We start from the raw sequence: 24,406 nt of genomic DNA, 5'->3' as shown, positions 1-24,406 counted from the left end.
AGTGAACATATTAATTTGTGAATAGTCACTTTTCGCCCCAACAAGCGTGAATGTCGTTTTCGACTGGTATCGACGGGCTGAAATCCCTATAATTGCCGCGTTTGGCGCTCCGGCGTCACCCTTCCTCTCATCCAGGTTAATCAGGTCGCAAAAATTTATGACTGATAAGTCTCATCAGTGCGTCATTATAGGCATTGCCGGCGCATCGGCTTCGGGTAAAAGTCTCATCTCCAGCACGCTTTATCGTGAATTACGTGAACAAGTTGGCGATGAACATATTGGTGTGATCCCTGAAGACAGCTATTACAAAGACCAGAGTCATCTGTCGATGGAAGATCGTGTTAAAACCAACTATGACCATCCGAGTGCGATGGACCACAGTCTGTTGTATCAGCATTTGCAGATGCTCAAGCGCGGCGAAACCATTGAACTGCCGGTTTACAGCTACGTAGAACATACACGTATGCCGCAGACCGTTCACATCAAACCGAAGAAAGTCATCATCCTCGAAGGGATTTTGCTGCTGACGGATGCGCGTCTTCGTGAAGAGATGAACTTCTCTATTTTTGTTGATACACCGCTGGACATCTGTTTGATGCGCCGTATTAAGCGTGATGTTAACGAACGCGGTCGCTCGATGGATTCAGTGATGGCGCAGTATCAGAAAACTGTACGTCCTATGTTCCTGCAATTCATCGAACCGTCTAAACAGTACGCCGATATTATTGTGCCGCGCGGCGGAAAAAACCGCATCGCCATTGATATCCTGAAGGCCAAAATCAGTCAGTTTTTTGAATAATTCCCCCGAATTATGTACTGTGCATACTGGCCCGGCAGACGCCGGGCAAATGCATTAAAGGAGATAGCGCATGCGTCTGTGTGACCGAGATATTGAAGCCTGGCTGGATGAAGGCCGTCTGACAATTTCCCCACGACCGCCGATTGAACGCATTAATGGTGCGACGGTGGACGTACGCCTCGGCAATAAATTCCGTACGTTTAGCGGGCACACGGCAGCATTCATCGATCTTAGCGGGCCAAAAGCGGAAGTCAGCGCGGCGCTCGATAAAGTGATGAGTGAAGAAATAGTGCTTGCCGAAGGCGATGCCTTTTTCCTGCATCCGGGCGAACTGGCGCTGGCTGTCACCTTAGAATCTGTCACCATTCCTGCCGATCTGGTCGGCTGGCTTGATGGACGTTCCTCGCTCGCGCGACTGGGCCTGATGGTTCATGTCACCGCGCACCGCATCGATCCCGGCTGGTCCGGTTGCATCGTGCTTGAATTCTATAACTCGGGCAAATTGCCGCTGGCTTTACGCCCGGGGATGCTTATCGGCGCACTTAGCTTTGAGCCGCTGACCGGCCCGGCTGCGCGTCCTTACAACCGCCGCGAAGACGCGAAATATCGCGATCAGCAAGGTGCGGTTGCCAGTCGCATCGATAAAGACTGAGTGTGACGGACACCTCGGAGAAATCATGAGACGAATTCTGACAACGCTGATGATACTGCTGGTGGTGATTGTGGCCGGCCTTTCAGCGCTGGTGCTGCTGGTTAACCCGAACGATTTTCGCGACTATCTGGTGCGTCAGGTAGCGGACCGCAGCGGCTATCAACTGCAATTAGATGGCCCGCTGCGTTGGCACGTCTGGCCGCAGCTCAGTATTCTTTCCGGCAGAATGACCCTGACGGAACCGGGCGCGAGCGCACCGCTGGTGAAAGCCGATAACATGCGCCTTGATGTGGCGCTGATGCCGTTGCTGTCACATCAGTTGCAGGTTAATCAGGTGATGCTTAAAGGCGCGGTGATTGAACTGACACCGAAAACGGAAGCGGTGAAAAACAACGCCGCGCCGGTTGCGCCTCGTGACAATACGTTGCCGCAGGCACCGGAAGATCGTGGCTGGTCATTTGACGTTGCAAGGCTGGAAGTCGCTGACAGCGTGCTGGTCTTCCAGCATGAAGGCGACGAGCAAATCACCGTGCGTGATATCAAACTGCAAATGGAGCAGGACAAGCATTACCAGGCAAACGTTGAATTCTCCGGGCGTGTCAACCGTGACCAGCGTGACCTGAATCTTTCTTTCACTGCGAACGTGAATGCAGGCGATTACCCGCATGCGCTGACGGCCAATTTTAGCCAGCTTAACTGGCAACTCCAGGGCGCAGATCTTCCTGCGCAGGGGATTAGCGGTCAGGGTTCGTTCCAGGCCGAATGGCAGGATGACCAAAAACGCATCAGTTTTAGCCAACTCCAACTGGCAGCCAATGACAGCAAGCTTGCGGGCGAAGGTAGCGTGGTGCTCGGCGATAAGCCGCAGTGGCAGTTAAATTTGCAGTCCGACAAACTGAATCTTGATAATTTGCTGTCTCAGGCCAATCCGTCGGCCAATGCGAATGTGAATCAACAGGGACAAAGCCAACCGCGCTTACAGCGTCCGGTCATTGCCGATAATGGCAGTGGCCCTGATTACGCCAGCCTGCGCGGATTCAGCGCCGCCGTTCAGCTTGATGCCAGCCAGGTATTGTGGCGTGGGATGAATTTCAAAGATGTTGCAATGCAGGCCAGCAACGATTTTGGTTTGCTTAACATTGCGAAGTTACAGGGCAAGCTCGATGACGGCACCATGTCGCTGCCGGGAAGTCTGGATGCCCGTAATAATACGCCGGTATCCACTTTCCAGCCGAAGCTTGAAAATATTCAAATTGGTACGCTGCTGAAAGCGTTTAATTATCCCATCGACCTCACCGGTAAGCTGTCTCTCGAGGGTGAATTCAGTGGTGACAAGATTGATGCTGATAACTTCCGTCGCAGCTGGCAAGGGCAGGCGAAATTGTCGTTGCTGGATTCGAGAGCCGAAGGTCTGAACTTCCAGCAACTGGTGCAGCAGGCCGTCGAACGTAGCACCCATGTGAAAGCGAAAGAAAACCTGGAAAGCGCCACCCGTCTGGATGCATTCTCAAGTGATCTGTCGCTCGACAATGGGATGATGACGTTGAATGAGATGTCCGGTAAATCGTCCTTATTGGCGCTGGATGGTCAGGGCACGCTTGATCTCGTCAAAGAAGAAGGCGACATGCGCTTTAATGTACGTGTGCTGGAAGGCTGGGAGGGCGAAAGCAAGCTTATCGATACCCTCAAGCAAACGGCCATTCCGTTACGCGTCTACGGCAAGTGGACCGAGCTCAACTACAGTCTGCAAGTCGATCAGGTGCTGCGTAAGCAATTGCAAAATGAAGCGCGCGATCGTCTGAAAGCCTGGGCCGACAAAAACCAGGACAGCCAGTCGGGCAAAGATGTGAAAAAGCTGCTGGATAAGCTCTAAGCGCCTCTCTTTTCCACGCCGGGCGATACAGCCCGGCGTGGCATTTCATCAAACCTCGTAATTCAGTGCGTCGTCGTCCTGCACGGGCGGGATAATTTGCACACGCTGGACGCGATGATTTTCCACTTGCAAGGTTTTCAGCGTGTAACCCTCTATCTCAACGGTTTCTCCGTTGGTCGGTACGCGCTGCAAATGTTCCATCAGCAACCCGGCGATGGTGTGATACTCGCGTTTCTCGTCAAGTGGCATCGGCACAAACTGCACTAAATCTTCCAGTGGCATGTGACCATTGGCAGTCCAGCTGCCATCGGCATTCTTCTGGATATCATGGCGCGCATCAATCTCCTGCACTTCATTCGGTAAATTCCCGGCGATGGTTTCCATCACGTCACTTAATGTCACAATCCCTTCGACGGAACCAAATTCATCTACCACAAAAGCAAAATGCGTACGGGCGTTGCGGAACTGCTCCAGCGCGGGCAGTAGCGGCAGCGTTTCAGGGAACACCAGCGGTTGGCGTACCAGCGCGCGTAAATCCAGTGGCTCGCCGTTCAGCGATTGCTGGAGCAAATCAATAATGTGCACTACGCCTAGCATTTCTTCGTCATTATCACCGCCGGTAACAACCAACCGCGTATGTTGGTTTTTATCAAGCAGGGCGCGGATGTCGGACTCAGGCGCACTGAGATCGATATGCTCAATATCATGGCGCGAGGTCATGATGCTGCTGACGCTACGCTGATTAAGATTCAGCACGCGCTCAATCATCCGGCGTTCCTGTGGAGCGAAAATCGGTTCGTCTTTGTGATCGGCAATCAACGAGGCGGTTTGTGCATCCAGTTCAGCCTCTTCTTTATGCCCACTAAGCAGGCGCAGCACGGCTTCGGTGGTACGGCTTCGCAGGCTTTGGTTGGCAGACAAGAAACGGCGGCGGTTAAAATTCGCCAATTGGTTCAACGCTTCAATCATCACTGAGAAACCGATCGCCGCGTACAAATACCCTTTCGGGATGTAGAACCCAAAACCTTCCGCCACAAGACTAAAGCCAATCATCAGCAGGAAGCTTAAACATAAAATCACGATGGTGGGGTGACTGTTGACGAAGCGTGTCAACGCTTTGCTGGCGAGCAGCATCATGCTGATAGCAATCACCACGGCGGCCATCATCACCAACAAATGGTCGACCATTCCGACGGCGGTAATCACTGAATCGAGAGAGAAAACGGCGTCGAGCACCACAATCTGCGCGACCACCGCCCAAAATTTGGCGCCTTTGCGCTGAGTGGGGCCGTCGTTGTCTTTACCTTCCAGCCGTTCGTTAAGCTCAACCGTTGCTTTAAACAGCAAGAACAGGCCCCCGCCGAGCATGATTAAATCGCGTGCGCTAAAGCTGAGATCGCGAACCGTAAACAGCGGGCGGGTGAGGGTGACCAGCCAGGAGATAGAGGCCAGCAGCAGCAGGCGCATCACCATTGCCAGAATCAGCCCGGTGACACGCGCCCGGTTGCGCTCTGCGGGAGGCAGTTTTTCCGCGAGGATCGCGATGAACACCAGATTATCAATCCCGAGCACCAGCTCGATGACCACTAAAGTGATAAGCCCTGCCCAGATAGAGGGATCGGCAATCCATTCCATATGATGTCTGATACCTTTTGTAATATGACCATTGTCACAATGAAATCATGGATAACGGCATTCAAAATTGCAATAGTGATTGAGGATAATCTTAAATTGAAATGATTGTTGGGTATAAATATAACCCTATTGTTTCTGTTATTAATTATCTCTTTTTCATGTTTTTTCGTATATATCCATCGAGTGGTCTTTATGGGTTTTATGTCAATATAAAGATAATCCTAAAAGTCAGCGAAATTTCTTAATATTTATCCTAAAAACAATGGCGATAGGAGTAGTTACCTTGTCGGATATTGGCATTGCTGCAACAATCCGAACGTATAAATTAATATTAGATTTCTGCTCTCATTTTATCCTTAGTGAAGAACAGAATGTTTGCTGTTTTATACATCATCTCTCTTGCGGGCTGGTTTACGCACCGTGATTGCACATAACTTTATGATTGAACAGTAGATTGGTAACTGAAAGCCAAGGGCGGTAGCGTGCCTGAAGGCTCATGATTCAACCTCGATTATTCTGTCAACTGCTTGCGGATGGATAAAGTCTTTTTAGGAATGATGCCAGTTATATTTCGTTTAGGTTAACGGCATTCTCAATGTAAATGACCGGAAAGTATTCTGGTTTGTTTTATTCGCACAGGATAATTTCTCTGCCAAAGTGATAAATAATCAATGATGAAATCCCAACTGAAATTGATGCCATTATTGGTGTCTGCAATCCTGATGAGTGGTTGCACGGTTTTACCCGGCAGCAATATGTCGACCTTCGGAAAAGATGTTATCAAGCAGCAAGATGCTGATTTTGACATTGACCGGATGGTGAATGTTTATCCGCTGACCCCGCGACTGATTGACCAACTGCGCCCACGTCCTAATGTGGCACAGCCAAACATGTCGCTGGATCAGGAGTTAAGCAATTATCAGTATCGCGTGGGCGCGGGCGACGTGCTTAGCGTCACCGTCTGGGACCACCCGGAACTCACGACGCCAGCGGGTCAGTACCGCAGCTCCAGCGATACCGGTAACTGGGTCCAGCCAGACGGCTCCATTTTCTATCCTTATATTGGTCGCGTGCAGGTGGTGGGCAAAACGCTGTCGGAAATCCGCGACATCATCACCGGCCGACTCGCAACCTATATTACTGACCCACAGGTCGATGTGAATGTCGCGGCATTCCGTTCACAGAAAGCCTATGTGTCGGGCCAGGTGAATAAATCCGGTCAACAGCCTATTACCAACGTGCCGCTGACGGTGCTGGACGCCATCAACGGCGCCGGGGGGCTCACCGATCTCGCCGACTGGCGCAACGTGGTGCTGACGCACAACGGCAAAGAAGAACGGATTTCCCTGCAAGCGCTGATGCAAAACGGCGATCTGAGCCAGAACCGTCTGCTATATCCGGGCGACATCCTGTTCGTGCCGCGCAACGATGACCTCAAAGTCTTCGTGATGGGCGAAGTGAAGAAACAGAGCACCCTCAAAATGGACTTCAGCGGCATGACGCTGACCGAAGCACTTGGCCAGGCCGAAGGCATCGATATGACGGCCTCGGACGCAACCGGCATCTTCGTTATCCGTCCGCTGAAAGACGACAAGAACGGCAAGATTGCCAACGTTTATCAGCTCGATATGTCCGATGCCACTTCGCTGGTGATGGCGACCAACTTCACGCTTCAACCGTATGACGTGGTGTACGTCACGACCGCACCGATCACCCGTTGGAACCGTCTCATCAACCAACTGCTGCCAACCATCAGTGGCGTTCGCTACATGACGGATGCGGCGAAAGATATCCATACCTGGTAACCATTATGTTCAACAAAATTCTGGTGGTATGCGTCGGCAATATCTGCCGCTCCCCAACGGGGGAGCGGTTGCTGAAAAATTATCTTCCGTCGCTCAACGTCGAGTCAGCGGGCTTAGGTGCGCTGGTCGGTAAAGGAGCTGACGACAGTGCGGCAAGCATCGCCGCCATTCACAACATTTCCCTGGACGGGCATTGCGCCCGTCAAATTTCCGGAAAGATGTGTCGCGAATACGACCTCATTCTGACTATGGAAAAACGCCACATTGCCCGGTTGTGCGAAATCGCACCGGAAATGCGCGGCAAAGTGATGCTGTTTGGCCATTGGGACGATGAACGTGAGATCCCCGATCCTTATCGCAAAAGTCGCGACGCTTTTGAAGCGGTTTACCACTTACTCGATCAGTCTGCGCGTCAATGGGCGCAGGCACTGAAAGTACAGCAGGGATAACAATGACAGATAACGTAAAACAGGCGCTCCCGCACGCGTCGGGCAGTGATGAAATCGATATTGGCCGCCTGGTCGGCACGGTGGTGGAAGCCAAATGGTGGGTGCTCGGCATTACCGCTGTGTTTGCCGCTGCCGCCGTGGTGTACACCCTTTTTGCGACGCCGATTTATAGTGCCGACGCGCTGGTGCAGATCGAGCAGGACACCAGCAGCTCGCTGGTGCAGGATTTAAACTCGGCGCTGAACAGCAAGCCGCCTGCATCAGATGCGGAAATGCAGCTGATCCAGTCGCGCATGGTGCTTGGCAAAACGGTGGACGACCTTAACCTGGATATCGCCGTCACCAAAAACGTGATGCCGATTTTCGGTTCCGGCTGGGAACGCCTGATGGGTCGCGCCAATGAAAGCGTGAACGTCGAAACCTTTAACCCGCCAGCCGGGATGCGCGAGCAAACCTTTACTCTGGAAGTGTTGGGGCCGAACAGCTATCAACTGACCAGTGACGGCGGTTTCAGCGCCAAGGGTGAAGTTGGCGTGCCGCTGAACAAATCTGGTCTTACGCTATTGGTCAGCGCTATCCATGCGCAGAAGGGCGGTGAATTTACCGTCACCAAATACTCAACGCTTGGGATGATCAACACCCTGCAAAACAACCTCGCGGTGACGGAAAACGGCAAAGACACGGGTGTGTTGAGCCTGACCTATACCGGCGAAGATAAAGATCAGATCCGCGAAATCCTCAACAGTATTGCCGACAACTATTTAGCGCAAAACGTTGAACGTAAATCAGAAGAAGCCTCCCGCAGCCTGCGTTTCCTCGCCAAGCAACTGCCGGAAGTGCGCACCCATCTTGATGACGCGGAAAACAAACTCAACGCTTATCGCCAGCAGAAAGATTCGGTCGATATGTCGCTGGAAGCGAAATCGGTACTGGATTCTGTCGTCAATATTGACGCTCAGCTTAACCAGTTGACGTTCAGCGAAGCCGAGATTTCCAAGCTCTACACCAAACGTCACCCTGCATACCGCACGCTGCTGGAAAAACGTAAAACGCTGGAAGATGAGAAGGCGAATCTCAACAAACGCATTACAGCAATGCCAGAAACGCAGCAGGAAATTGTGCGTCTGACCCGTGATGTCGAATCTGGTCAGCAGGTGTATATGCAACTGCTGAACAAACAGCAGGAGCTGAAAATTCAGGAAGCGAGCACCGTCGGCGACGTGCGTATCGTAGATTCTGCCATCACCCAGCCTGGCGTACTCAAGCCGAAAAAAGCGCTGATTATCTTTGGCGGTATCATTCTCGGCCTAATGCTGTCTATTCTCGGCGTGCTGCTGCGTTCACTGTTTAATCGCGGAATCGAAAGCCCGCAGGTGCTGGAAGATAACGGCATTAATGTCTACGCCAGCATTCCGCTGTCGGAATGGCAGAAAAAGCGTGATCAGGTGAAAACCGTCAAAGGCATCAAGCGCTACAAGCAAAGCCAACTGTTGGCGGTGGGGAATCCTACTGATCTCGCCATCGAAGCGGTGCGCAGCCTGCGAACCAGCCTGCACTTCGCGATGATGCAGGCCACCAACAACGTGTTGATGATGACCGGGGTCAGCCCGTCTATCGGTAAAACGTTTGTCTGTGCCAACCTCGCGGCAGTCATCAGTCAGACCGGCAAACGCGTACTGCTGATCGACTGCGATATGCGTAAAGGCTACACCCATGAACTGCTGGGGACGACCAACGAACACGGTTTGTCAGAAGTGCTGGTGGGAAAATCGGATATCGCCAACTGCGCCAAAAAGACGTCAATCACCAACTTCGATTTGGTCACGCGTGGTCAGGTGCCGCCCAATCCGTCCGAATTGTTGATGAGCGACCGCTTTGCCGAGCTGATTAAATGGGCGAGCAGTCAGTACGATCTCGTGCTGATCGATACCCCGCCGATTCTGGCTGTCACCGATGCGGGCATTGTTGGTCGTCACGCAGGCACCACGCTGATGGTCGCGCGTTACGCGGTCAACACTCTGAAAGAAGTGGAAACCAGCCTAAGCCGCTTCGAGCAAAACGGCATTCAGGTTAAAGGCGTTATTCTCAACTCCATCTTCCGTCGGGCCACCGGTTATCAGGACTACGGCTACTACGAGTACGAATACAAATCTGACAGTAAATAACCTTTTCTCCTCTCCCTCCCAGGGAGTGTTCCCCTCTCCGCCTGGAGAGGGGCGGGGAGAGGGGCCATCTCAGCAAGTCGGGGAACAAAATGACAACACCAAGCCCTCTGATTTCCATTTATATGCCCACCTGGAACCGGCAACAGCTGGCTATCCGCGCCATCAAATCGGTGCTGCGCCAGGATTACCCGCACTGGGAGCTGATGATTGTTGACGACTGTTCCTCTTCCTTTGAACAGCTGCAACAGTTTGTCGACGGGTTGAACGATCCGCGCGTGCGCTACACCCGTAACGATTTCAACTCGGGCGCTTGTGCCGTGCGTAACCAGGCGATATTGCAGGCGAAAGGCCATTTCATTACTGGCATTGATGATGATGACGAATGGACGCCTAACCGCCTGTCAGTGTTCCTTGAGCACAAACACCAACTGGTGACTCACGCCTTTCTGTATGCCAACGACTATGTCTGCGAAGGGGAAGTTTATTCGCAGCCAGCCAGTCTGCCGCTGTACCCGAAATCACCGTATTCCCGCAAGTTGTTCTTCAAGCGCAACATCATCGGTAATCAGGTGTTCAGTTGGGCGTGGCGTTTCAAAGAGTGTCTGTTCGATACCGAACTGAAAGCCGCGCAGGATTACGACATTTTTCTGCGCATGGTGACCGAATACGGCGAGCCGTGGAAAGTGGAAGAAGCAACACAAATTCTGCACATCAACCACGGTGAAATGCAGATTACGTCGTCGCCGAAAAAGTTTTCCGGCTATTTCCATTTCTACCGCAAGCACAAAGGCAAATTCGACCGCGCGAGCAAAAAGTATCAGCTGTTCACGCTTTACCAGATTCGCAACAAGCGCATGAACTGGCGCACGTTGTTGACGCTGTTGTCGGTGCGTAACGGAAAACGTCTGGCCGATGGCCTGCGGGGGAAATGATGCTGGAAGATTTACGCGCAAATAGCTGGAGCCTGCGTCCGTGCTGCATGGTGATGGCGTACCGCATCGCCCATTTCTGTTCTGTCTGGCGCAAGAAAAGCGTCATCAACAATATCTGGGCCGCCCCGATGTTGCTGATGTATCGCTTCGTCACCGAATGCCTTTTTGGTTACGAAATTCAGGCTGCCGCGACCATTGGCCGTCGTTTCACCATTCATCATGGCTACGCGGTTGTTATCAATAAATTCGTGGTCGCGGGCGATGATTTCACCATTCGTCACGGCGTTACCATTGGCAACCGTGGCGCAGATAATCTGGCCTGTCCGGTGATTGGCAACGGCGTGGAGCTGGGTGCCAACGTGGTGATCATCGGCGATATCAAAATCGGCAACAACGTTGCCGTCGGCGCGGGCAGCGTCGTGCTGGATGACGTACCGGACAATGCGCTGGTGGTCGGTGAAAAAGCGCGAGTAAAGGTGCTCAAATGAATATTCTGCAATTTAACGTTCGTCTCGCCGAAGGCGGGGCGGCTGGCGTGGCGCTGGATTTACATCAGCGCGCGCTGCAAAAGGGTTTGTCTTCACGCTTCGTCTACGGTTACGGCAAAGGCGGCAAGAAAAGCGTCAGCCATGACGACTACCCAAACGTGATCAAACAGACCGCACGCTTTACCTCCATGGCAAATCTGGCGCTGTTCCGTCTGTTCAACCGCGACGTGTTTGGCAATCTCAACAATCTTTATCGCACCGTGACCCGTACGTCCGGGCCGGTGGTGTTGCATTTTCATGTGCTGCACAGCTACTGGCTGAATCTCGAAGAAGTGGTGGATTTTTGCCACAAGCTGAAAGAGCACAAACGCGATGTGCGTTTTGTCTGGACGCTGCACGATCACTGGAGCGTAACAGGGCGCTGTGCGTTTCTCGACGGCTGTGAAGAGTGGAAAAGCGGCTGCGGGAAATGCCCGACGTTGACCAACTACCCACCAGTAAAAATTGACCGTGCCAGCCAGTTAGTCGGCGGTAAACGCCAGCTGTTCCGCGAAATGATCGCGCTCGGCTGCCAGTTTATCTCCCCGAGCCAGCACGTCGCCGATGCGTTCAACCGTCTGTACGGCGAAGGCCATTGTCAGATTATTAATAACGGTATCGACGTGGCGACCGAAACAATTCTGGCTGAACTGACGCCGCAGAGCGTCACCGGCAGCAAGCCAAAAATTGCAGTGGTGGCGCATGACCTGCGTTACGACGGCAAAACTAATCAGCAATTGGTGCGTGACATTATTGCACTCGGCGATGCTGTTGAAGTTCATACCTTCGGCAAGTTCTCGCCGTTTGAAGGCAAGAACGTCATCAACCACGGCTTTCTGACCAACAAGCGTCAGTTGATGAGTGAACTCAACCAACTGGATGCACTGCTGTTCAGCTCCCGCGTGGATAACTACCCGTTAATTCTCTGCGAAGCGCTGTCCATCGGCGTGCCAGTAATTGCCACGCCAAGCGAGGCGGCGCAGGAAGTGCTGGAGAAATCAGGCGGGCGCACCGTCAGCCACGAAGAAGTGGTGAAGCTGGTTCAGTTGCCGAAAGCGCAGATTGCCGAAGCTATTTTTTCGACAACGTTAGATGCGTTCCGCGCGCGCAGCCGTCAGGCATACAGTGGACAACAGATGCTGGAGGAGTATGTCGAGTTCTATCAGAATCTGTAGCTATCTGCTGCTGCCGTTAATCTACCTGCTGGTTAACGTTAAAATCGCCCAACTCGGCGAAAGTTTCCCAATCACCATCGTCACGTTTTTACCGGTCCTGTTGTTGCTGTATGTCGAGCGCATCAGCCTGAAAAAACTGATGATTGCACTCGGTGCCGGAGCAGGGCTGACGGTGTTCAACTACATCTTTGGTCAGTCGCTGGACGCCAGCAAATACGTGACCTCAACGATGCTGTTTGTCTACATCGTGATCATCATCGGTATGGTGTGGAGCATTCGCTTCAAAACGATTTCGGCGCACAACTACCGTAAGATTTTGCGCTTCTTTTATGTGGTGGTCGGGTTAGTCGTCATGCTGGCGGCGCTGGAGATGGCACAGATTATCCTCAGCGGCGGCAGCAGTCTGATGGAGACAATTTCGAAATATCTGATTTACAGTAACAGCTATGTTCTGAACTTTATTAAGTTCGGCGGTAAACGAACTACGGCACTTTATTTCGAACCTGCGTTCTTCGCTCTGGCACTAATCTCAATTTGGCTCAGTATCAAACAGTTTGGTATCAAAACCCCCAAGACCGATGCTATGATTCTGGCAGGGATAGTGCTCTCGGGATCGTTTTCAGGCGTAATGACCTTCATTCTGTTTTATTTGCTTGAGTGGGCATTCCAGTATCTGAATAAAGAAGCGATCAGTAAAAAATTGCCACTGGCGATTATTTCCCTTGCGGTCTTTTTAGTCGGTCTGATTTTTGCTTTTCCGTATATATCGGAACGCCTTGGCGATCTCGGAACGGAAGGATCGTCTTCGTATTACCGAATTATTGGTCCATTAGTGATGGTCGGTTATTCATTAACCCACATTGATGGTGTGGTTCGATTTGGATCTCTTTACGAATATGTCGCATCATTCGGAATCTTTAACGGTGCGGACGTCGGTAAAACCATAGACAATGGTTTGTATCTGCTGATGATTTATTTCTCATGGTTCGCCGTGATATTAACAGCATGGTATATGTCGAAAGTCGGGAAGATGATGATTAACGCGTTTGGTAATAACCAAAATTTCCGCGTGCAGTTGTTCCTGTTCTTTCCCGTGTCGCTGTTTTTTACCGGTTCAATATTTAGCCCGGAATATGCGTTTTTAATTGTGTGTCCATTTATTCTGCGTAAAGCGCTGAAACTGACGGACAGCTAACGAGGAATCGAAAAATGTTGCTAAGTGTCATTACCGTTGCATTTCGAAATTATGAAGGCGTGGTGAAAACCTGGGCATCATTGGCTCATCTGGCGCGCGATCCGAACATCGAGTTTGAATGGATTGTCGTGGACGGTGGTTCCGCAGATGGCACCGCCGAGTTTCTGGAAAAGCTGAACAGTGACTATAACTTACGTTATATCAGTGAGAAGGATAAAGGCATCTACGACGCCATGAACAAGGGCATTGAGATGTCGCGCGGAAATTTCGCCATCTTCCTGAATTCCGGCGACGTGTTCCACGAAGAGATTGCCCACAGCGTGCGTCAGCTCGGCAGTAAAAATGATGATGCGATGTATATCGGTGACGCAATACTGGATTTTGGTGACGGGCATAAAGTTCGCCGCAGTGCAAAACCGGGCTGGTATATTTACCACAGTCTTCCGGCGAGTCATCAGGCTATTTTCTTCCCGTTGAGTGGTCTGCAACGCTATCCGTACGATCTGCAATATCGCGTGTCATCGGATTACGCCCTGGCGGCGAAAATGTATAAAGAAGGTTATTCCTTCAAGCGAATTAAAGGCCTGGTGTCAGAATTCTCGATGGGCGGGGTGTCAACCTCCAATAATCTGGAATTATGTGAAGATGCCAAAAAAGTGCAACGTCAGATATTACGGGTGCCGGGTTTTTGGGCCGAAATGTCTCTGGCATTACGCCTGCGCACCACCGGTAAAACGAAAGCCTTATATAACAAGTCGTAATTATAAGGATCATTGATGCAGGAATTAAACGGATTCTCGGTGCCGAAAGGGTTCCGGGGCGCGGGCGGTATTAAAGTGCAATTGTGGTGGGCGGTACAGGCAACATTATTTGCGTGGTCTCCCCAAATACTTTATCGCTGGCGTGCATTTTTATTGCGCCTGTTCGGCGCAAAAATAGGAAAAAACGTAGTCATTCGTCCGTCAGTAAAAATTACTTATCCGTGGAAATTAACCTTGGGTGATTACGCATGGGTGGGTGATGACGCGGTGTTATATACCCTGGGCGAGATAACGATTGGCGCCAATTCAGTGGTATCGCAAAAATGTTATTTATGTACCGGCAGTCACGATTATACCAGCGCGCATTTTGATATTAACGCGACGCCGATTGTGATTGGCGAGAAATGCTGGCTGGCAACGGATGTGTTTGTCGCACCCGGCGTAACGATAGGTGATGGCACCGTCGTTGGCGCGCGCAGCAGCGTATTTAAATCGCTACCGGCAAATGTGATTTGCCGTGGCAGTCCCGCAGTGGTGACGCGCGAACGCGTTGAAACTATTAACTCCCTGTAAGTAGAGGAATATAAACATGTCAAAAGTCGCACTCATCACCGGCGTTACCGGGCAAGATGGTTCTTATCTGGCAGAATTGTTGCTGGAAAAAGGGTATGAAGTTCACGGTATTAAGCGTCGTGCGTCTTCTTTCAACACCGAGCGTGTAGACCACATCTATCAGGATCCGCATGCAGCTAACCCGAAATTCCACCTGCATTATGGTGACCTGACCGACTCTTCCAACCTGACCCGTATTCTGCAAGAAGTGCAGCCGGACGAAGTGTACAACCTGGGTGCAATGAGCCACGTTGCTGTCTCCTTCGAATCCCCGGAATACACCGCTGACGTTGATGCAATGGGTACGCTGCGTCTGCTGGAAGCGATTCGTTTCCTCGGCCTTGAGAAGAAAACCCGTTTCTACCAGGCGTCCACTTCTGAGTTGTACGGTCTGGTGCAGGAAATCCCACAGAAAGAGACCACGCCGTTCTACCCGCGTTCTCCGTATGCTGTCGCCAAGCTCTATGCGTACTGGATCACCGTTAACTACCGTGAATCCTACGGCATGTTTGCCTGTAACGGCATTCTGTTTAACCACGAATCCCCACGTCGCGGTGAAACCTTCGTGACCCGCAAAATCACCCGTGCGATCGCCAACATCGCTCAGGGTCTGGAGAAGTGCCTGTACCTCGGCAACATGGATTCCCTGCGTGACTGGGGCCATGCCAAAGACTACGTAAAAATGCAGTGGATGATGCTGCAGCAGGACACGCCAGAAGATTTCGTGATCGCGACCGGCGTGCAGTATTCCGTCCGTCAGTTCGTTGAAATGGCTGCTGCACAACTGGGTATCAAACTGCGCTTTGAAGGCACGGGCGTGGAAGAGAAAGGCATCGTTGTTTCCGTGACCGGTCACGATGCGCCAGGCGTGAAGCCAGGTGACGTAATGATTGCCGTTGACCCGCGTTACTTCCGTCCTGCGGAAGTGGAAACCCTGCTCGGCGACCCAACCAAAGCACACGAAAAACTGGGCTGGAAACCGGAAATTACCTTGCAGGAAATGGTCTCCGAGATGGTTGCCAACGATCTGGAAGCAGCGAAGAAACACTCCCTGCTTAAAGCTCACGGTTACGAGGTAGCCATCGCGCTGGAGTCCTGAGTCATGACCAAACAACGTATTTTTGTCGCCGGCCACCGCGGAATGGTGGGCTCAGCCATCGTTCGCCAGCTGGAACAGCGCGGTGATGTGGAGCTGGTGCTGCGTACCCGCGACCAACTGAACCTGCTGGATAGCAAAGCGGTGAATGATTTCTTCGCCGAAGCGCGCATCGACCAGGTGTATCTGGCTGCGGCGAAAGTGGGCGGGATTGTGGCGAACAACAGCTTCCCGGCTGATTTCATCTACGAGAACATGATGATCGAAAGCAACATCATTCACGCCGCGCACATGCACAACGTGAACAAGCTGCTGTTCCTCGGCTCATCGTGCATTTACCCGAAGATGGCAAAACAGCCGATCCCGGAAAGCGAATTGTTGCAGGGCACGCTTGAAGCCACCAACGAACCGTATGCGATTGCCAAAATCGCCGGGATCAAGCTGTGCGAATCGTACAACCGTCAGCATAACCGCGACTATCGCTCGGTGATGCCGACCAACCTGTACGGCCCGCATGACAACTTCCACCCGAGCAATTCCCACGTGATCCCGGCGCTGCTGCGCCGTTTCCACGAAGCCACGCAAGACAACGCGGCTGACGTGGTGGTGTGGGGCAGTGGCACGCCGATGCGTGAATTCCTGCACGTCGATGATATGGCTGCGGCAAGCATTCACGTAATGGAACTGGATCGCGAAGTGTGGCAGGAAAACACCGAGCCGATGCTGTCGCACATTAACGTCGGTACGGGTGTGGATTGCACCATTCGCGAACTGGCGCAAACCCTTGCCAAAGTGGTGGGCTACAAAGGCCGCGTGGTGTTCGATGCCACTAAACCGGACGGTACGCCGCGTAAACTGCTGGACGTGTCGCGTCTGCATCAGCTCGGCTGGTATCACGAAGTGACGCTGGAAGCAGGGCTCGCCAGCACTTACCAGTGGTTCCTTGAGAACCAGCACCGTTTCCGGGGATAAGCCATGTTTCTGAAGCCAGAAGATTTTGCCACCGTCGTGCGTTCGACGCCGCTCATTTCACTCGATCTGATCGTCGAGAACGCGGAGGGAGAATTTCTGCTCGGGAAACGGAACAACCGTCCGGCACAGGGCTATTGGTTCGTGCCGGGCGGGCGAGTGCAGAAAGATGAACGTCTCGCGGATGCCTTTTCGCGCCTGACCGAAGCGGAGCTGGGTCTGCGCCTGCCGCTGTCGGCGGGCCAGTTTTACGGCGTCTGGCAGCATTTCTATGACGACAATTTTTCCGGCACCGATTTCAGCACCCATTACGTGGTGCTGGGATTTCGCCTCAAGATTGACGTCAGCGAGTTGCAGTTGCCAACCGCGCAGCATAACGACTACCGCTGGTTAACGCAGAGCGCGTTACTGGCGGCAGACAATGTACACGACAACAGTCGCGCCTATTTCCTCGATGAAAAACGCGCAGAGGCACCCGGCCTGTGAAAATACTTGTCTATGGCATCAACTACTCCCCCGAACTGACCGGTATCGGCAAATACACTGGCGAAATGGTGGAGTGGATGGCACAGGAAGGGCATGACGTGCGGGTGATCACCGCGCCGCCGTACTACCCGGAATGGAAAGTCGGCGAGCGCTACTCCGCGTGGCGCTATCGCCGCGAAGAAGGGGCCGCCACCGTCTGGCGTTGCCCGCTGTACGTGCCGAAACAGCCTTCGACGCTCAAGCGTTTGATTCACCTCGGCAGCTTTGCGCTGAGCAGTTTCTTCCCGCTGATGGCGCAGCGCAGCTGGAAGCCGGACCGCATTATCGGCGTAGTGCCGACACTGTTCTGCACGCCAGGTATGCGGCTGCTGGCGAAACTCTCCGGCGCTCGTACGCTGCTGCATATTCAGGATTACGAAGTCGACGCGATGCTCGGCCTCGGTATGGCGGGCAAAGGTAAGGGCGGCAAAGTCGCGAAACTCGCCAGCCGTTTTGAGCGCAGCGGCCTGCACGGCGTCGATAACGTTTCCACCATTTCGCGCTCGATGATGAACAAAGCGCAGGAAAAAGGTGTCGCGGCAGAAAAAGTCATTTTCTTCCCCAACTGGTCGGAAGTGGCGCGTTTTCGTGACGTGAACCCGACGCAGGTGGCGGTGTTGCGCGAACAGTTGGGTTTGCCCGCTGACCGTCAAATTATTCTCTACTCCGGCAACATCGGCGAAAAGCAGGGGCTGGAAAACGTCGTTGCCGCCGCCGCTGAGTTGCAGGACAAACCGTGGCTGTTCGTGATTGTCGGACAGGGCGGCGGTAAAGCGCGACTGGAAAAACAGGTCGCCGAACGTGGCCTGAGCAACGTGCGTTTCTTCCCGTTGCAGTCTTACGAAGCCTTGCCCGCGCTGCTGAAAATGGCCGATTGCCATCTGGTTATCCAGAAACGCGGCGCGGCGGATGCGGTGCTGCCGTCGAAGCTGACCAACATTCTGGCGGTAGGCGGCAATGCGGTGATCACCGCTGAGGCCACCACCGAACTCGGTCAGTTGTGTGAAACGCATCCGGGGATTGCGGTCTGCGTTGAACCGGAATCGGTTCCCGCGCTGGTCGAGGGCATCGAACGCGCGCTGGCAATGCCGCAACACAACGTGATTGCAGGCGATTACGCCGAACGCACGCTCGAAAAAACGAACGTGCTGAAACAATTTATAGATGACATTCGGGGTTAAATGATGAGTCAGACACAACTCTTTCCGGTAGTGATGGCCGGTGGCTCCGGCAGCCGTTTGTGGCCGCTGTCCCGGGTCCTTTATCCCAAACAGTTCCTGTGCCTGAAAGGCGACCTGACGATGCTGCAATCAACGGTAAACCGTCTGAACGGCGTTGAGTGCGAAAGTCCGGTGGTTATCTGCAACGAGCAGCACCGTTTTATCGTCGCCGAACAGCTGCGCAAACTGAATAAGCTGACCGAGAACATTATTCTCGAACCGGCAGGGCGTAATACCGCGCCAGCGATTGCCCTGGCAGCACTGGCGGCAAAACGCAGTTGCCCGGACGGTGACCCGCTGATGCTCGTACTCGCGGCCGATCACGTCATTCAAAATGAAGATGCGTTCCGCGCAGCGGTGCGTGACGCGGTGCCTTACGCTGAAAGCGGCAAACTGGTGACGTTTGGCATCGTGCCGGATCTGCCAGAAACCGGCTACGGCTACATTCGTCGCGGCGAAGTCAGCCCGGGCGAGAAAGACGCAGTGGCGTTCGACGTGGCGCAGTTTGTGGAAAAACCCAATCTTGAAACCGCGCAGGCGTATGTCTCCAGCGGCGAATATTACTGGAACAGCGGCATGTTCCTGTTCCGCGCCGGGCGTTATCTGGAAGAGCTGAGCAAATTCCGTCCGGACATCATGCAAGCCTGTGAAAAGGCGATGAGCGTGGTTGACCCGGATCTCGATTTTATTCGCGTCGATGAAGCGGCATTCCTGGCCTGCCCGGAAGAGTCCATTGACTACGCAGTAATGGAGCGCACCGCCGATGCGGTTGTGGTTCCGATGGATGCAGGCTGGAGCGATGTCGGCTCATGGTCTTCGCTGTGGGAAATCAGCCAGCACACTGCCGAAGGCAATGTGCATCACGGCGACGTTATCAGCCATCAAACCGAAAACAGCTACGTTTATGCGGAGTCAGGTCTGGTCACCACCGTGGGTGTTAAAGATCTGGTCGTCGTGCAAACCAAAGACGCCGTGCTTATCGCCAACCGTCACGCGGTGCAGGACGTGAAGAAAGTCGTGGAACAAATCAAGGCTGACGGTCGTCATGAACACCACATTCACCGCGAAGTGTATCGCCCGTGGGGGAAATATGACTCCATCGATTCCGGCGAACGCTACCAGGTAAAACGCATCACCGTGAAGCCTGGCGAAGGGTTGTCAGTGCAGATGCACCATCACCGCGCCGAACACTGGATCATCGTGGCAGGCACCGCGAAGGTGACCATCAACGACGACGTGAAGCTGCTTGGCGAAAACGAATCTATCTACATCCCGCTCGGTGCGACGCACTGCCTGGAAAACCCCGGCAAAATTCCGCTCGACCTGATTGAAGTCCGCTCCGGTTCGTACCTCGAAGAGGACGATATTGTGAGATTCGAAGATCGTTATGGTCGCATCTAACGCTTTACCTTTGCCCGGTGGCGCTGTGCTTACCGGGCCTACGATCCTGTAGGTCAGATAAGCGCAGCGCTCTCCGGCAATAAAACACCACATTATTTTTGGCCCATTTGGGTCAGGGCTTTCTGTTGCCTGAAAAGAGGTAAACCATGACTGAATTAACCTGTTTTAAAGCCTACGATATTCGCGGCAAGCTGGGCGAAGAGCTGAATGAAGACATCGCCTGGCGGATTGGTCGCGCGTATGGCGAATACCTGAAACCGAAAACGATCGTGCTCGGCGGCGACGTCCGTTTGACTAGCGAAACGCTGAAAATGGCGCTGGCAAAAGGGCTGCGTGATGCGGGTGTTGATGTGCTGGATATCGGCCTGTCTGGCACCGAAGAAATCTATTTCGCCACTTTCCACCTCGGCGTGGACGGTGGCATTGAAGTGACCGCCAGCCATAACCCAATGGATTACAACGGCATGAAGCTGGTGCGCGAAGGCGCGCGTCCAATCAGTGGCGACACGGGTCTGCGTGATGTGCAGCGTCTGGCAGAAGCCAACGATTTCCCGAAAGTGATTGAGTCACAGCGCGGTAGCTATCAGAAAATCGATTTGCAGAAAGCCTATGTCGATCACCTGCTGGGTTACATTGACGTTGCTAATCTCAAGCCGCTGAAACTGGTGATCAACTCCGGCAACGGCGCGGCAGGCCCGGTGATTGATGCGCTGGAAGCTCGTTTCAAGGCCCTGAATGTGCCAGTAACGTTCATCAAAGTTCACAACACTCCGGACGGCAATTTCCCTAACGGCATCCCGAACCCGCTGCTGCCAGAGTGTCGCGACGATACCCGTAATGCGGTGATCGAACACAACGCGGATATGGGCATCGCTTTTGACGGCGATTTCGACCGCTGCTTCCTGTTCGATGAAAAAGGTCAGTTTATCGAGGGCTACTACATTGTTGGCCTGCTGGCAGAAGCATTCCTCGAAAAACAGCCGGGCGAGCGCATCATTCACGATCCGCGTTTGTCATGGAACACCGTTGACGTGGTGAACATGGCAGGCGGCACGCCGGTCATGTCGAAAACCGGTCATGCGTTTATCAAAGAACGTATGCGTCAGGAAGATGCCATCTACGGCGGCGAAATGAGCGCCCATCACTATTTCCGTGATTTTGCCTACTGCGACAGCGGAATGATCCCGTGGCTGCTGGTGACCGAGCTGCTGTGCGTGAAAGGTAAAACCCTGGGCGAGCTGGTTCGCGATCGTATGGCGGCGTTCCCGGCAAGCGGCGAAATCAACAGCAAACTGGCTGAGCCGGTCTCCGCTATCGCCCGTGTTGAACAGCATTTCGCACAGCACGCGCTGGAAATCGACCGCACCGACGGCATCAGCCTGGCGTTCGAAGACTGGCGTTTCAACCTGCGCTCTTCGAACACCGAGCCGGTAGTGCGTCTGAATGTGGAGTCTCGCGGTGATGCATCGCTGATGGAAGCCCGAACGAAAGATATTCTGGCCCTGCTGAATCAGTAAAGCCCATTCCCTCTCCCGGACGGGAGAGGGACACTTTTAACAGGAACAACGATGACGACTCTAAGAAAGCGCGAGCGAGCCAAAACGAATGCATCGTTAATCTCAATGGTGCAGCGATTCTCCGACATTACCATCATGTTTGGTGGGCTGTGGGTAGTCTGCAAAGGGGCTGCACTGCCGTTTTCCTACATGCATTTGCTGATGGCGCTGATTACCCTAGTGGTATTTCAGATGATCGGCGGGATGACGGATTTTTACCGTTCATGGCGCGGTGTGCGCATGACGACCGAACTGCTGTTACTCCTGCAAAACTGGACCTTAGCGCTCATTCTTTGCGCTGGACTGCTGGCCTTCAATAACGATTTCAACAACAGCCTTACGGTTTGGCTGGCGTGGTATTTGCTGAGCACCTGCGGCATGGTCGCGTGCAGAGCGTTTATCCGCTTTGGCGTGGGCTGGCTGCGCAATCGCGGATACAACATCCGCCAGGTAGCCGTTGCCGGCGATATGCCTGCCGGCCAGATCTTAATGGACAGTTTCCGCAACCAGCCGTGGCTTGGGTTTGAAGTGGTCGGGAGTTATCACGATGCCAAACCGGGCGGCGTAGGTAACGACTGGGCGGGAAATTATCAGCAACTGCTGGAAGATGCGCGTGCGGGTAAAATTCACAACGTCTACATCGCGCTGGCGATGAAAGAAGAAGCCTGCATTAAAGATCTGGTCCGTGAGCTGGCAGACACCACCTGTTCGGTGATCCTCATTCCTGACGTGTTCACCTTCAATATTCTCCATTCCCGTATCGACGAAGTGAACGGTGTGCCAGTGGTGCCGCTGTACGACACGCCGCTGTCTGGTTTCAACCGTGTGCTGAAACGCGTAGAAGACATCGTGCTTGCGACGATGATTTTACTGCTGATTTCCCCGGTTCTGGCCTGTATTGCGCTGGCGGTCAAAGTGACATCTCCGGGGCCGATTATCTTCCGTCAGACCCGTTACGGTATGGACGGTAAGCCTATCAAAGTGTGGAAATTCCGCTCGATGCGAGTGATGGAAAACGACGCAGTGGTGACGCAGGCAACGCAAAACGATCCGCGTGTCACCCGCGTGGGCAACTTCCTGCGCCGTACTTCACTGGACGAGCTACCGCAGTTCATCAACGTGCTGACCGGCGGGATGTCGATTGTTGGCCCTCGTCCGCACGCTGTAGCGCATAACGAAGAATATCGTCCGCTGATTGAAGGCTACATGCTGCGTCATAAAGTGAAGCCAGGTATTACCGGCTGGGCGCAAATCAACGGCTGGCGCGGGGAAACCGACACGCTGGAAAAAATGGAAAAACGCATCGAGTTCGACCTGGAGTACATCCGCGAGTGGAGCCTGTGGTTTGATATTCGCATCGTGTTCCTGACGATTTTCAAAGGCTTTGTCAACAAAGCAGCGTATTGAGGTAGCGACATGAGCCTGAGAGAAAAAACCATCAGCGGCGCGAAATGGTCCGCCATGGCAACGGTGGTGATCATCGGCCTGGGGCTGGTGCAGATGACCGTGCTGGCGCGCATTATCGACAATCACCAGTTTGGTCTGCTGACCGTGTCGCTGGTGATCATCGCCCTGGCAGACACGCTGTCGGATTTCGGTATCGCCAACTCGATTATTCAGCGTAAAGAAATCAGCCATCTCGAACTGACGACGCTGTACTGGCTGAACGTTGGGCTGGGGATTGTGGTGTTTGCGCTGGTGTTTTCACTGAGCGGCGTGATTGCCGATGTGCTGCATAACCCGGATCTGGCGCCGCTGATGCGCACGCTGTCGTTTGCATTTGTGGTGATCCCACACGGGCAGCAATTCCGTGCGCTGATGCAAAAAGAGCTGGAATTCAACAAGATTGGCATGATTGAAACTTCCGCCGTGCTGGCGGGTTTCACCTTCACCGTGGTGAGCGCGCATTTCTGGCCGCTGGCGATGACCGCTATTCTCGGTTATCTGGTAAACAGCGCGGTGCGTACGTTGCTGTTCGGCTGGTTTGGCCGCCGGATTTACCGTCCGGGCCTGCATTTCTCGCTGGCATCTGTTTCGTCGAATTTGCGCTTTGGCGCGTGGCTGACCGCCGACAGCATCATCAACTATGTGAATACCAACCTTTCTACGCTGGTGCTGGCGCGCATTCTCGGCGCGAGCGTCGCCGGGGGCTACAACCTGGCTTATAACGTCGCTGTTGTGCCGCCGATGAAACTCAACCCGATTATCACCCGCGTGCTGTTCCCGGCGTTCGCCAAAATTCAGGACGACACCGCCAAACTGCGCGTTAACTTTTACAAGCTGCTGTCGGTTGTCGGCATCATCAATTTCCCGGTGTTACTGGGCCTGATGGTGGTCAGTAATAACGTGGTGCCGCTGGTGTTCGGCGAAAAGTGGGTCAGCATCGTGCCTGTCCTGCAATTGTTGTGCGTGGTGGGTCTGCTGCGTTCTGTCGGTAATCCAATTGGTTCACTGCTGATGGCGAAAGCGCGAGTGGACATCAGCTTTAAATTCAACGTCTTCAAAACCTTCCTGTTTATTCCGGCGATCCTGATCGGCGGCCATTTGGCCGGTGCGCTGGGCGTGACGCTCGGCTTCCTGCTGGTGCAGGTCGTGAACACCGTACTGAGTTACTTCGTGATGATTAAACCGGTGCTGGGCTCCAGCTACCGTGAATACATTCTCAGCCTGTGGCTGCCGCTATATCTGTCGCTGCCGACGCTGGCCGTGAGTTACGGGCTTGGCGTGGCATTTAATGGCGCGATGTCTCTGCCACTGTTGCTGGTGATGCAGATTGCCGCGGGCGTGTTGGCCTTCGCGCTAATGATTGTGCTGTCACGGCATCCGCTGGTGGTCGAAATGAAACGCCAGCTGTGCCGTAGCGAAAAAATGAAAGTGCTGCTGCGTGCGGGCTAGAGCGCACACATAACATTATCAAAATCAAAGACACGAATAATTCTGGTGAGGTCAAGGCGGCAACAGCGTTTATCCCCAGGAGCTTACTTGAGTAAGTTACTGGGGTGAACGATGGCAGCCAACGCAGAGATCGCCAGAAGTATGCGTGGATTAAAGAGGTCCTC

21 protein-coding genes are annotated in these 24,406 nt (G+C 53.4%); 20 read left to right on the top strand and 1 reads right to left on the bottom strand.

The window, feature by feature from the left end:
* The first annotated feature begins 157 nt into the window (after positions 1–157).
* The 3 genes from udk (at position 158) to asmA (ending at position 3,324) form a co-directional block, all read left to right on the top strand.
* Positions 158–799 (top strand): uridine kinase, encoded by a 642-nt coding sequence (gene udk, locus VH187_RS03420; protein ID WP_329700074.1) that lies wholly within the window; start codon positions 158–160, stop codon positions 797–799.
* 70 nt (positions 800–869) lie between these two features.
* A complete protein-coding gene (dcd, locus tag VH187_RS03415) occupies positions 870–1,451 on the top strand; it encodes a dCTP deaminase (RefSeq protein ID WP_329700073.1) in 582 nt (193 codons plus the stop codon).
* Between the two features lie 25 nt (positions 1,452–1,476).
* Positions 1,477–3,324, top strand: a complete 1,848-nt coding sequence (gene asmA, locus VH187_RS03410) for an outer membrane assembly protein AsmA (protein WP_329700072.1) — start codon at positions 1,477–1,479, stop codon at positions 3,322–3,324.
* Between the two features lie 48 nt (positions 3,325–3,372).
* Here asmA and VH187_RS03405 read toward each other — a convergent pair whose 3' ends face one another.
* Positions 3,373–4,959, bottom strand: coding sequence for a TerC family protein (locus VH187_RS03405; protein ID WP_329700071.1), 1,587 nt, complete (start codon positions 4,957–4,959; stop codon positions 3,373–3,375).
* 671 nt (positions 4,960–5,630) lie between these two features.
* Between VH187_RS03405 and VH187_RS03400 the strand changes: the two genes are divergently transcribed.
* From VH187_RS03400 to wzxC, 17 genes are all read left to right on the top strand, one after another.
* A complete protein-coding gene (locus tag VH187_RS03400; RefSeq protein WP_329700070.1) occupies positions 5,631–6,764 on the top strand; it encodes a polysaccharide export protein in 1,134 nt (377 codons plus the stop codon).
* A gap of 5 nt (positions 6,765–6,769) precedes the next feature.
* Positions 6,770–7,213 (top strand): low molecular weight protein-tyrosine-phosphatase Wzb, encoded by a 444-nt coding sequence (wzb, locus tag VH187_RS03395; protein ID WP_329700069.1) that lies wholly within the window; start codon positions 6,770–6,772, stop codon positions 7,211–7,213.
* A 2-nt stretch (positions 7,214–7,215) separates the two neighbouring features.
* Positions 7,216–9,378, top strand: coding sequence for a tyrosine-protein kinase Wzc (gene wzc / locus VH187_RS03390; protein WP_329700068.1), 2,163 nt, complete (start codon positions 7,216–7,218; stop codon positions 9,376–9,378).
* A gap of 89 nt (positions 9,379–9,467) precedes the next feature.
* A complete protein-coding gene (gene wcaA, locus VH187_RS03385; protein WP_329700067.1) occupies positions 9,468–10,310 on the top strand; it encodes a colanic acid biosynthesis glycosyltransferase WcaA in 843 nt (280 codons plus the stop codon).
* Positions 10,310–10,798 carry a colanic acid biosynthesis acetyltransferase WcaB gene (gene wcaB, locus VH187_RS03380; protein WP_329700232.1) on the top strand — a complete coding sequence of 163 codons (489 nt, stop codon included), beginning with the start codon at positions 10,310–10,312 and terminating at the stop codon, positions 10,796–10,798. The genes wcaA and wcaB overlap by 1 nt, the downstream gene beginning before the upstream one ends.
* The gene (gene wcaC / locus VH187_RS03375; protein WP_329700066.1) at positions 10,795–12,012 is read left to right on the top strand and encodes a colanic acid biosynthesis glycosyltransferase WcaC; all 1,218 of its coding nucleotides are present in this window, start codon (positions 10,795–10,797) and stop codon (positions 12,010–12,012) included. The genes wcaB and wcaC overlap by 4 nt, the downstream gene beginning before the upstream one ends.
* A complete protein-coding gene (gene wcaD / locus VH187_RS03370) occupies positions 11,987–13,207 on the top strand; it encodes a colanic acid polymerase WcaD (protein WP_329700065.1) in 1,221 nt (406 codons plus the stop codon). The genes wcaC and wcaD overlap by 26 nt, the downstream gene beginning before the upstream one ends.
* Before the next feature lie 14 nt (positions 13,208–13,221).
* Positions 13,222–13,968 (top strand): colanic acid biosynthesis glycosyltransferase WcaE, encoded by a 747-nt coding sequence (gene wcaE / locus VH187_RS03365; RefSeq protein ID WP_329700064.1) that lies wholly within the window; start codon positions 13,222–13,224, stop codon positions 13,966–13,968.
* A 15-nt stretch (positions 13,969–13,983) separates the two neighbouring features.
* A complete protein-coding gene (gene wcaF / locus VH187_RS03360) occupies positions 13,984–14,541 on the top strand; it encodes a colanic acid biosynthesis acetyltransferase WcaF (protein WP_329700063.1) in 558 nt (185 codons plus the stop codon).
* 16 nt (positions 14,542–14,557) lie between these two features.
* Positions 14,558–15,679: a GDP-mannose 4,6-dehydratase gene (gmd, locus tag VH187_RS03355; RefSeq protein WP_133461883.1), complete on the top strand. Its 1,122-nt coding sequence runs from the start codon at positions 14,558–14,560 to the stop codon at positions 15,677–15,679.
* A 3-nt stretch (positions 15,680–15,682) separates the two neighbouring features.
* Complete coding sequence (gene fcl, locus VH187_RS03350) at positions 15,683–16,648, top strand: GDP-L-fucose synthase (RefSeq protein WP_329700062.1); 966 nt, start codon at positions 15,683–15,685, stop codon at positions 16,646–16,648.
* Positions 16,649–16,651: 3 nt separating this feature from the next.
* Positions 16,652–17,131, top strand: coding sequence for a GDP-mannose mannosyl hydrolase (locus VH187_RS03345; protein ID WP_329700061.1), 480 nt, complete (start codon positions 16,652–16,654; stop codon positions 17,129–17,131).
* A complete protein-coding gene (gene wcaI / locus VH187_RS03340) occupies positions 17,128–18,351 on the top strand; it encodes a colanic acid biosynthesis fucosyltransferase WcaI (RefSeq protein WP_329700060.1) in 1,224 nt (407 codons plus the stop codon). The genes VH187_RS03345 and wcaI overlap by 4 nt, the downstream gene beginning before the upstream one ends.
* Before the next feature lie 3 nt (positions 18,352–18,354).
* A complete protein-coding gene (gene cpsB, locus VH187_RS03335) occupies positions 18,355–19,791 on the top strand; it encodes a mannose-1-phosphate guanyltransferase (RefSeq protein WP_329700231.1) in 1,437 nt (478 codons plus the stop codon).
* A gap of 146 nt (positions 19,792–19,937) precedes the next feature.
* On the top strand, positions 19,938–21,308 hold the full coding sequence (gene cpsG, locus VH187_RS03330; RefSeq protein WP_329700059.1) for a colanic acid biosynthesis phosphomannomutase CpsG: 1,371 nt from the start codon (positions 19,938–19,940) through the stop codon (positions 21,306–21,308).
* Positions 21,309–21,359: 51 nt separating this feature from the next.
* Positions 21,360–22,754 carry an undecaprenyl-phosphate glucose phosphotransferase gene (gene wcaJ, locus VH187_RS03325; RefSeq protein WP_329700058.1) on the top strand — a complete coding sequence of 465 codons (1,395 nt, stop codon included), beginning with the start codon at positions 21,360–21,362 and terminating at the stop codon, positions 22,752–22,754.
* A gap of 9 nt (positions 22,755–22,763) precedes the next feature.
* Positions 22,764–24,242, top strand: a complete 1,479-nt coding sequence (wzxC, locus tag VH187_RS03320; RefSeq protein WP_329700057.1) for a colanic acid undecaprenyl disphosphate flippase WzxC — start codon at positions 22,764–22,766, stop codon at positions 24,240–24,242.
* The last annotated feature ends 164 nt before the right edge of the window (positions 24,243–24,406 follow it).

Origin of the sequence: Scandinavium sp., assembly GCF_036271055.1 — a bacterium.
Classification (GTDB): Bacteria; Pseudomonadota; Gammaproteobacteria; order Enterobacterales; family Enterobacteriaceae; genus Scandinavium.
Note: the sequence above shows the minus strand (reverse complement) of the source record. Positions and strands in the feature narration are given on the sequence as shown.

What these genes read in the sequence shown, in the direction of transcription:
- VH187_RS03345 (WP_329700061.1), top strand. Translation starts at nt 16,652, where the DNA reads ATGTTTCTGAAGCCAGAAGATTTTGCCACCGTCGTGCGTTCGACGCCG.
- wzxC (WP_329700057.1), top strand. Translation starts at nt 22,764, where the DNA reads ATGAGCCTGAGAGAAAAAACCATCAGCGGCGCGAAATGGTCCGCCATG.
- wcaD (WP_329700065.1), top strand. Translation starts at nt 11,987, where the DNA reads ATGTCGAGTTCTATCAGAATCTGTAGCTATCTGCTGCTGCCGTTAATC.
- wcaJ (WP_329700058.1), top strand. Translation starts at nt 21,360, where the DNA reads ATGACGACTCTAAGAAAGCGCGAGCGAGCCAAAACGAATGCATCGTTA.
- wzc (WP_329700068.1), top strand. Translation starts at nt 7,216, where the DNA reads ATGACAGATAACGTAAAACAGGCGCTCCCGCACGCGTCGGGCAGTGAT.
- cpsG (WP_329700059.1), top strand. Translation starts at nt 19,938, where the DNA reads ATGACTGAATTAACCTGTTTTAAAGCCTACGATATTCGCGGCAAGCTG.
- VH187_RS03405 (WP_329700071.1), bottom strand. Translation starts at nt 4,959, where the DNA reads ATGGAATGGATTGCCGATCCCTCTATCTGGGCAGGGCTTATCACTTTA.
- udk (WP_329700074.1), top strand. Translation starts at nt 158, where the DNA reads ATGACTGATAAGTCTCATCAGTGCGTCATTATAGGCATTGCCGGCGCA.
- wzb (WP_329700069.1), top strand. Translation starts at nt 6,770, where the DNA reads ATGTTCAACAAAATTCTGGTGGTATGCGTCGGCAATATCTGCCGCTCC.
- VH187_RS03400 (WP_329700070.1), top strand. Translation starts at nt 5,631, where the DNA reads ATGATGAAATCCCAACTGAAATTGATGCCATTATTGGTGTCTGCAATC.
- wcaB (WP_329700232.1), top strand. Translation starts at nt 10,310, where the DNA reads ATGCTGGAAGATTTACGCGCAAATAGCTGGAGCCTGCGTCCGTGCTGC.
- gmd (WP_133461883.1), top strand. Translation starts at nt 14,558, where the DNA reads ATGTCAAAAGTCGCACTCATCACCGGCGTTACCGGGCAAGATGGTTCT.
- wcaE (WP_329700064.1), top strand. Translation starts at nt 13,222, where the DNA reads ATGTTGCTAAGTGTCATTACCGTTGCATTTCGAAATTATGAAGGCGTG.
- cpsB (WP_329700231.1), top strand. Translation starts at nt 18,355, where the DNA reads ATGAGTCAGACACAACTCTTTCCGGTAGTGATGGCCGGTGGCTCCGGC.
- wcaC (WP_329700066.1), top strand. Translation starts at nt 10,795, where the DNA reads ATGAATATTCTGCAATTTAACGTTCGTCTCGCCGAAGGCGGGGCGGCT.
- asmA (WP_329700072.1), top strand. Translation starts at nt 1,477, where the DNA reads ATGAGACGAATTCTGACAACGCTGATGATACTGCTGGTGGTGATTGTG.
- fcl (WP_329700062.1), top strand. Translation starts at nt 15,683, where the DNA reads ATGACCAAACAACGTATTTTTGTCGCCGGCCACCGCGGAATGGTGGGC.
- dcd (WP_329700073.1), top strand. Translation starts at nt 870, where the DNA reads ATGCGTCTGTGTGACCGAGATATTGAAGCCTGGCTGGATGAAGGCCGT.
- wcaA (WP_329700067.1), top strand. Translation starts at nt 9,468, where the DNA reads ATGACAACACCAAGCCCTCTGATTTCCATTTATATGCCCACCTGGAAC.
- wcaF (WP_329700063.1), top strand. Translation starts at nt 13,984, where the DNA reads ATGCAGGAATTAAACGGATTCTCGGTGCCGAAAGGGTTCCGGGGCGCG.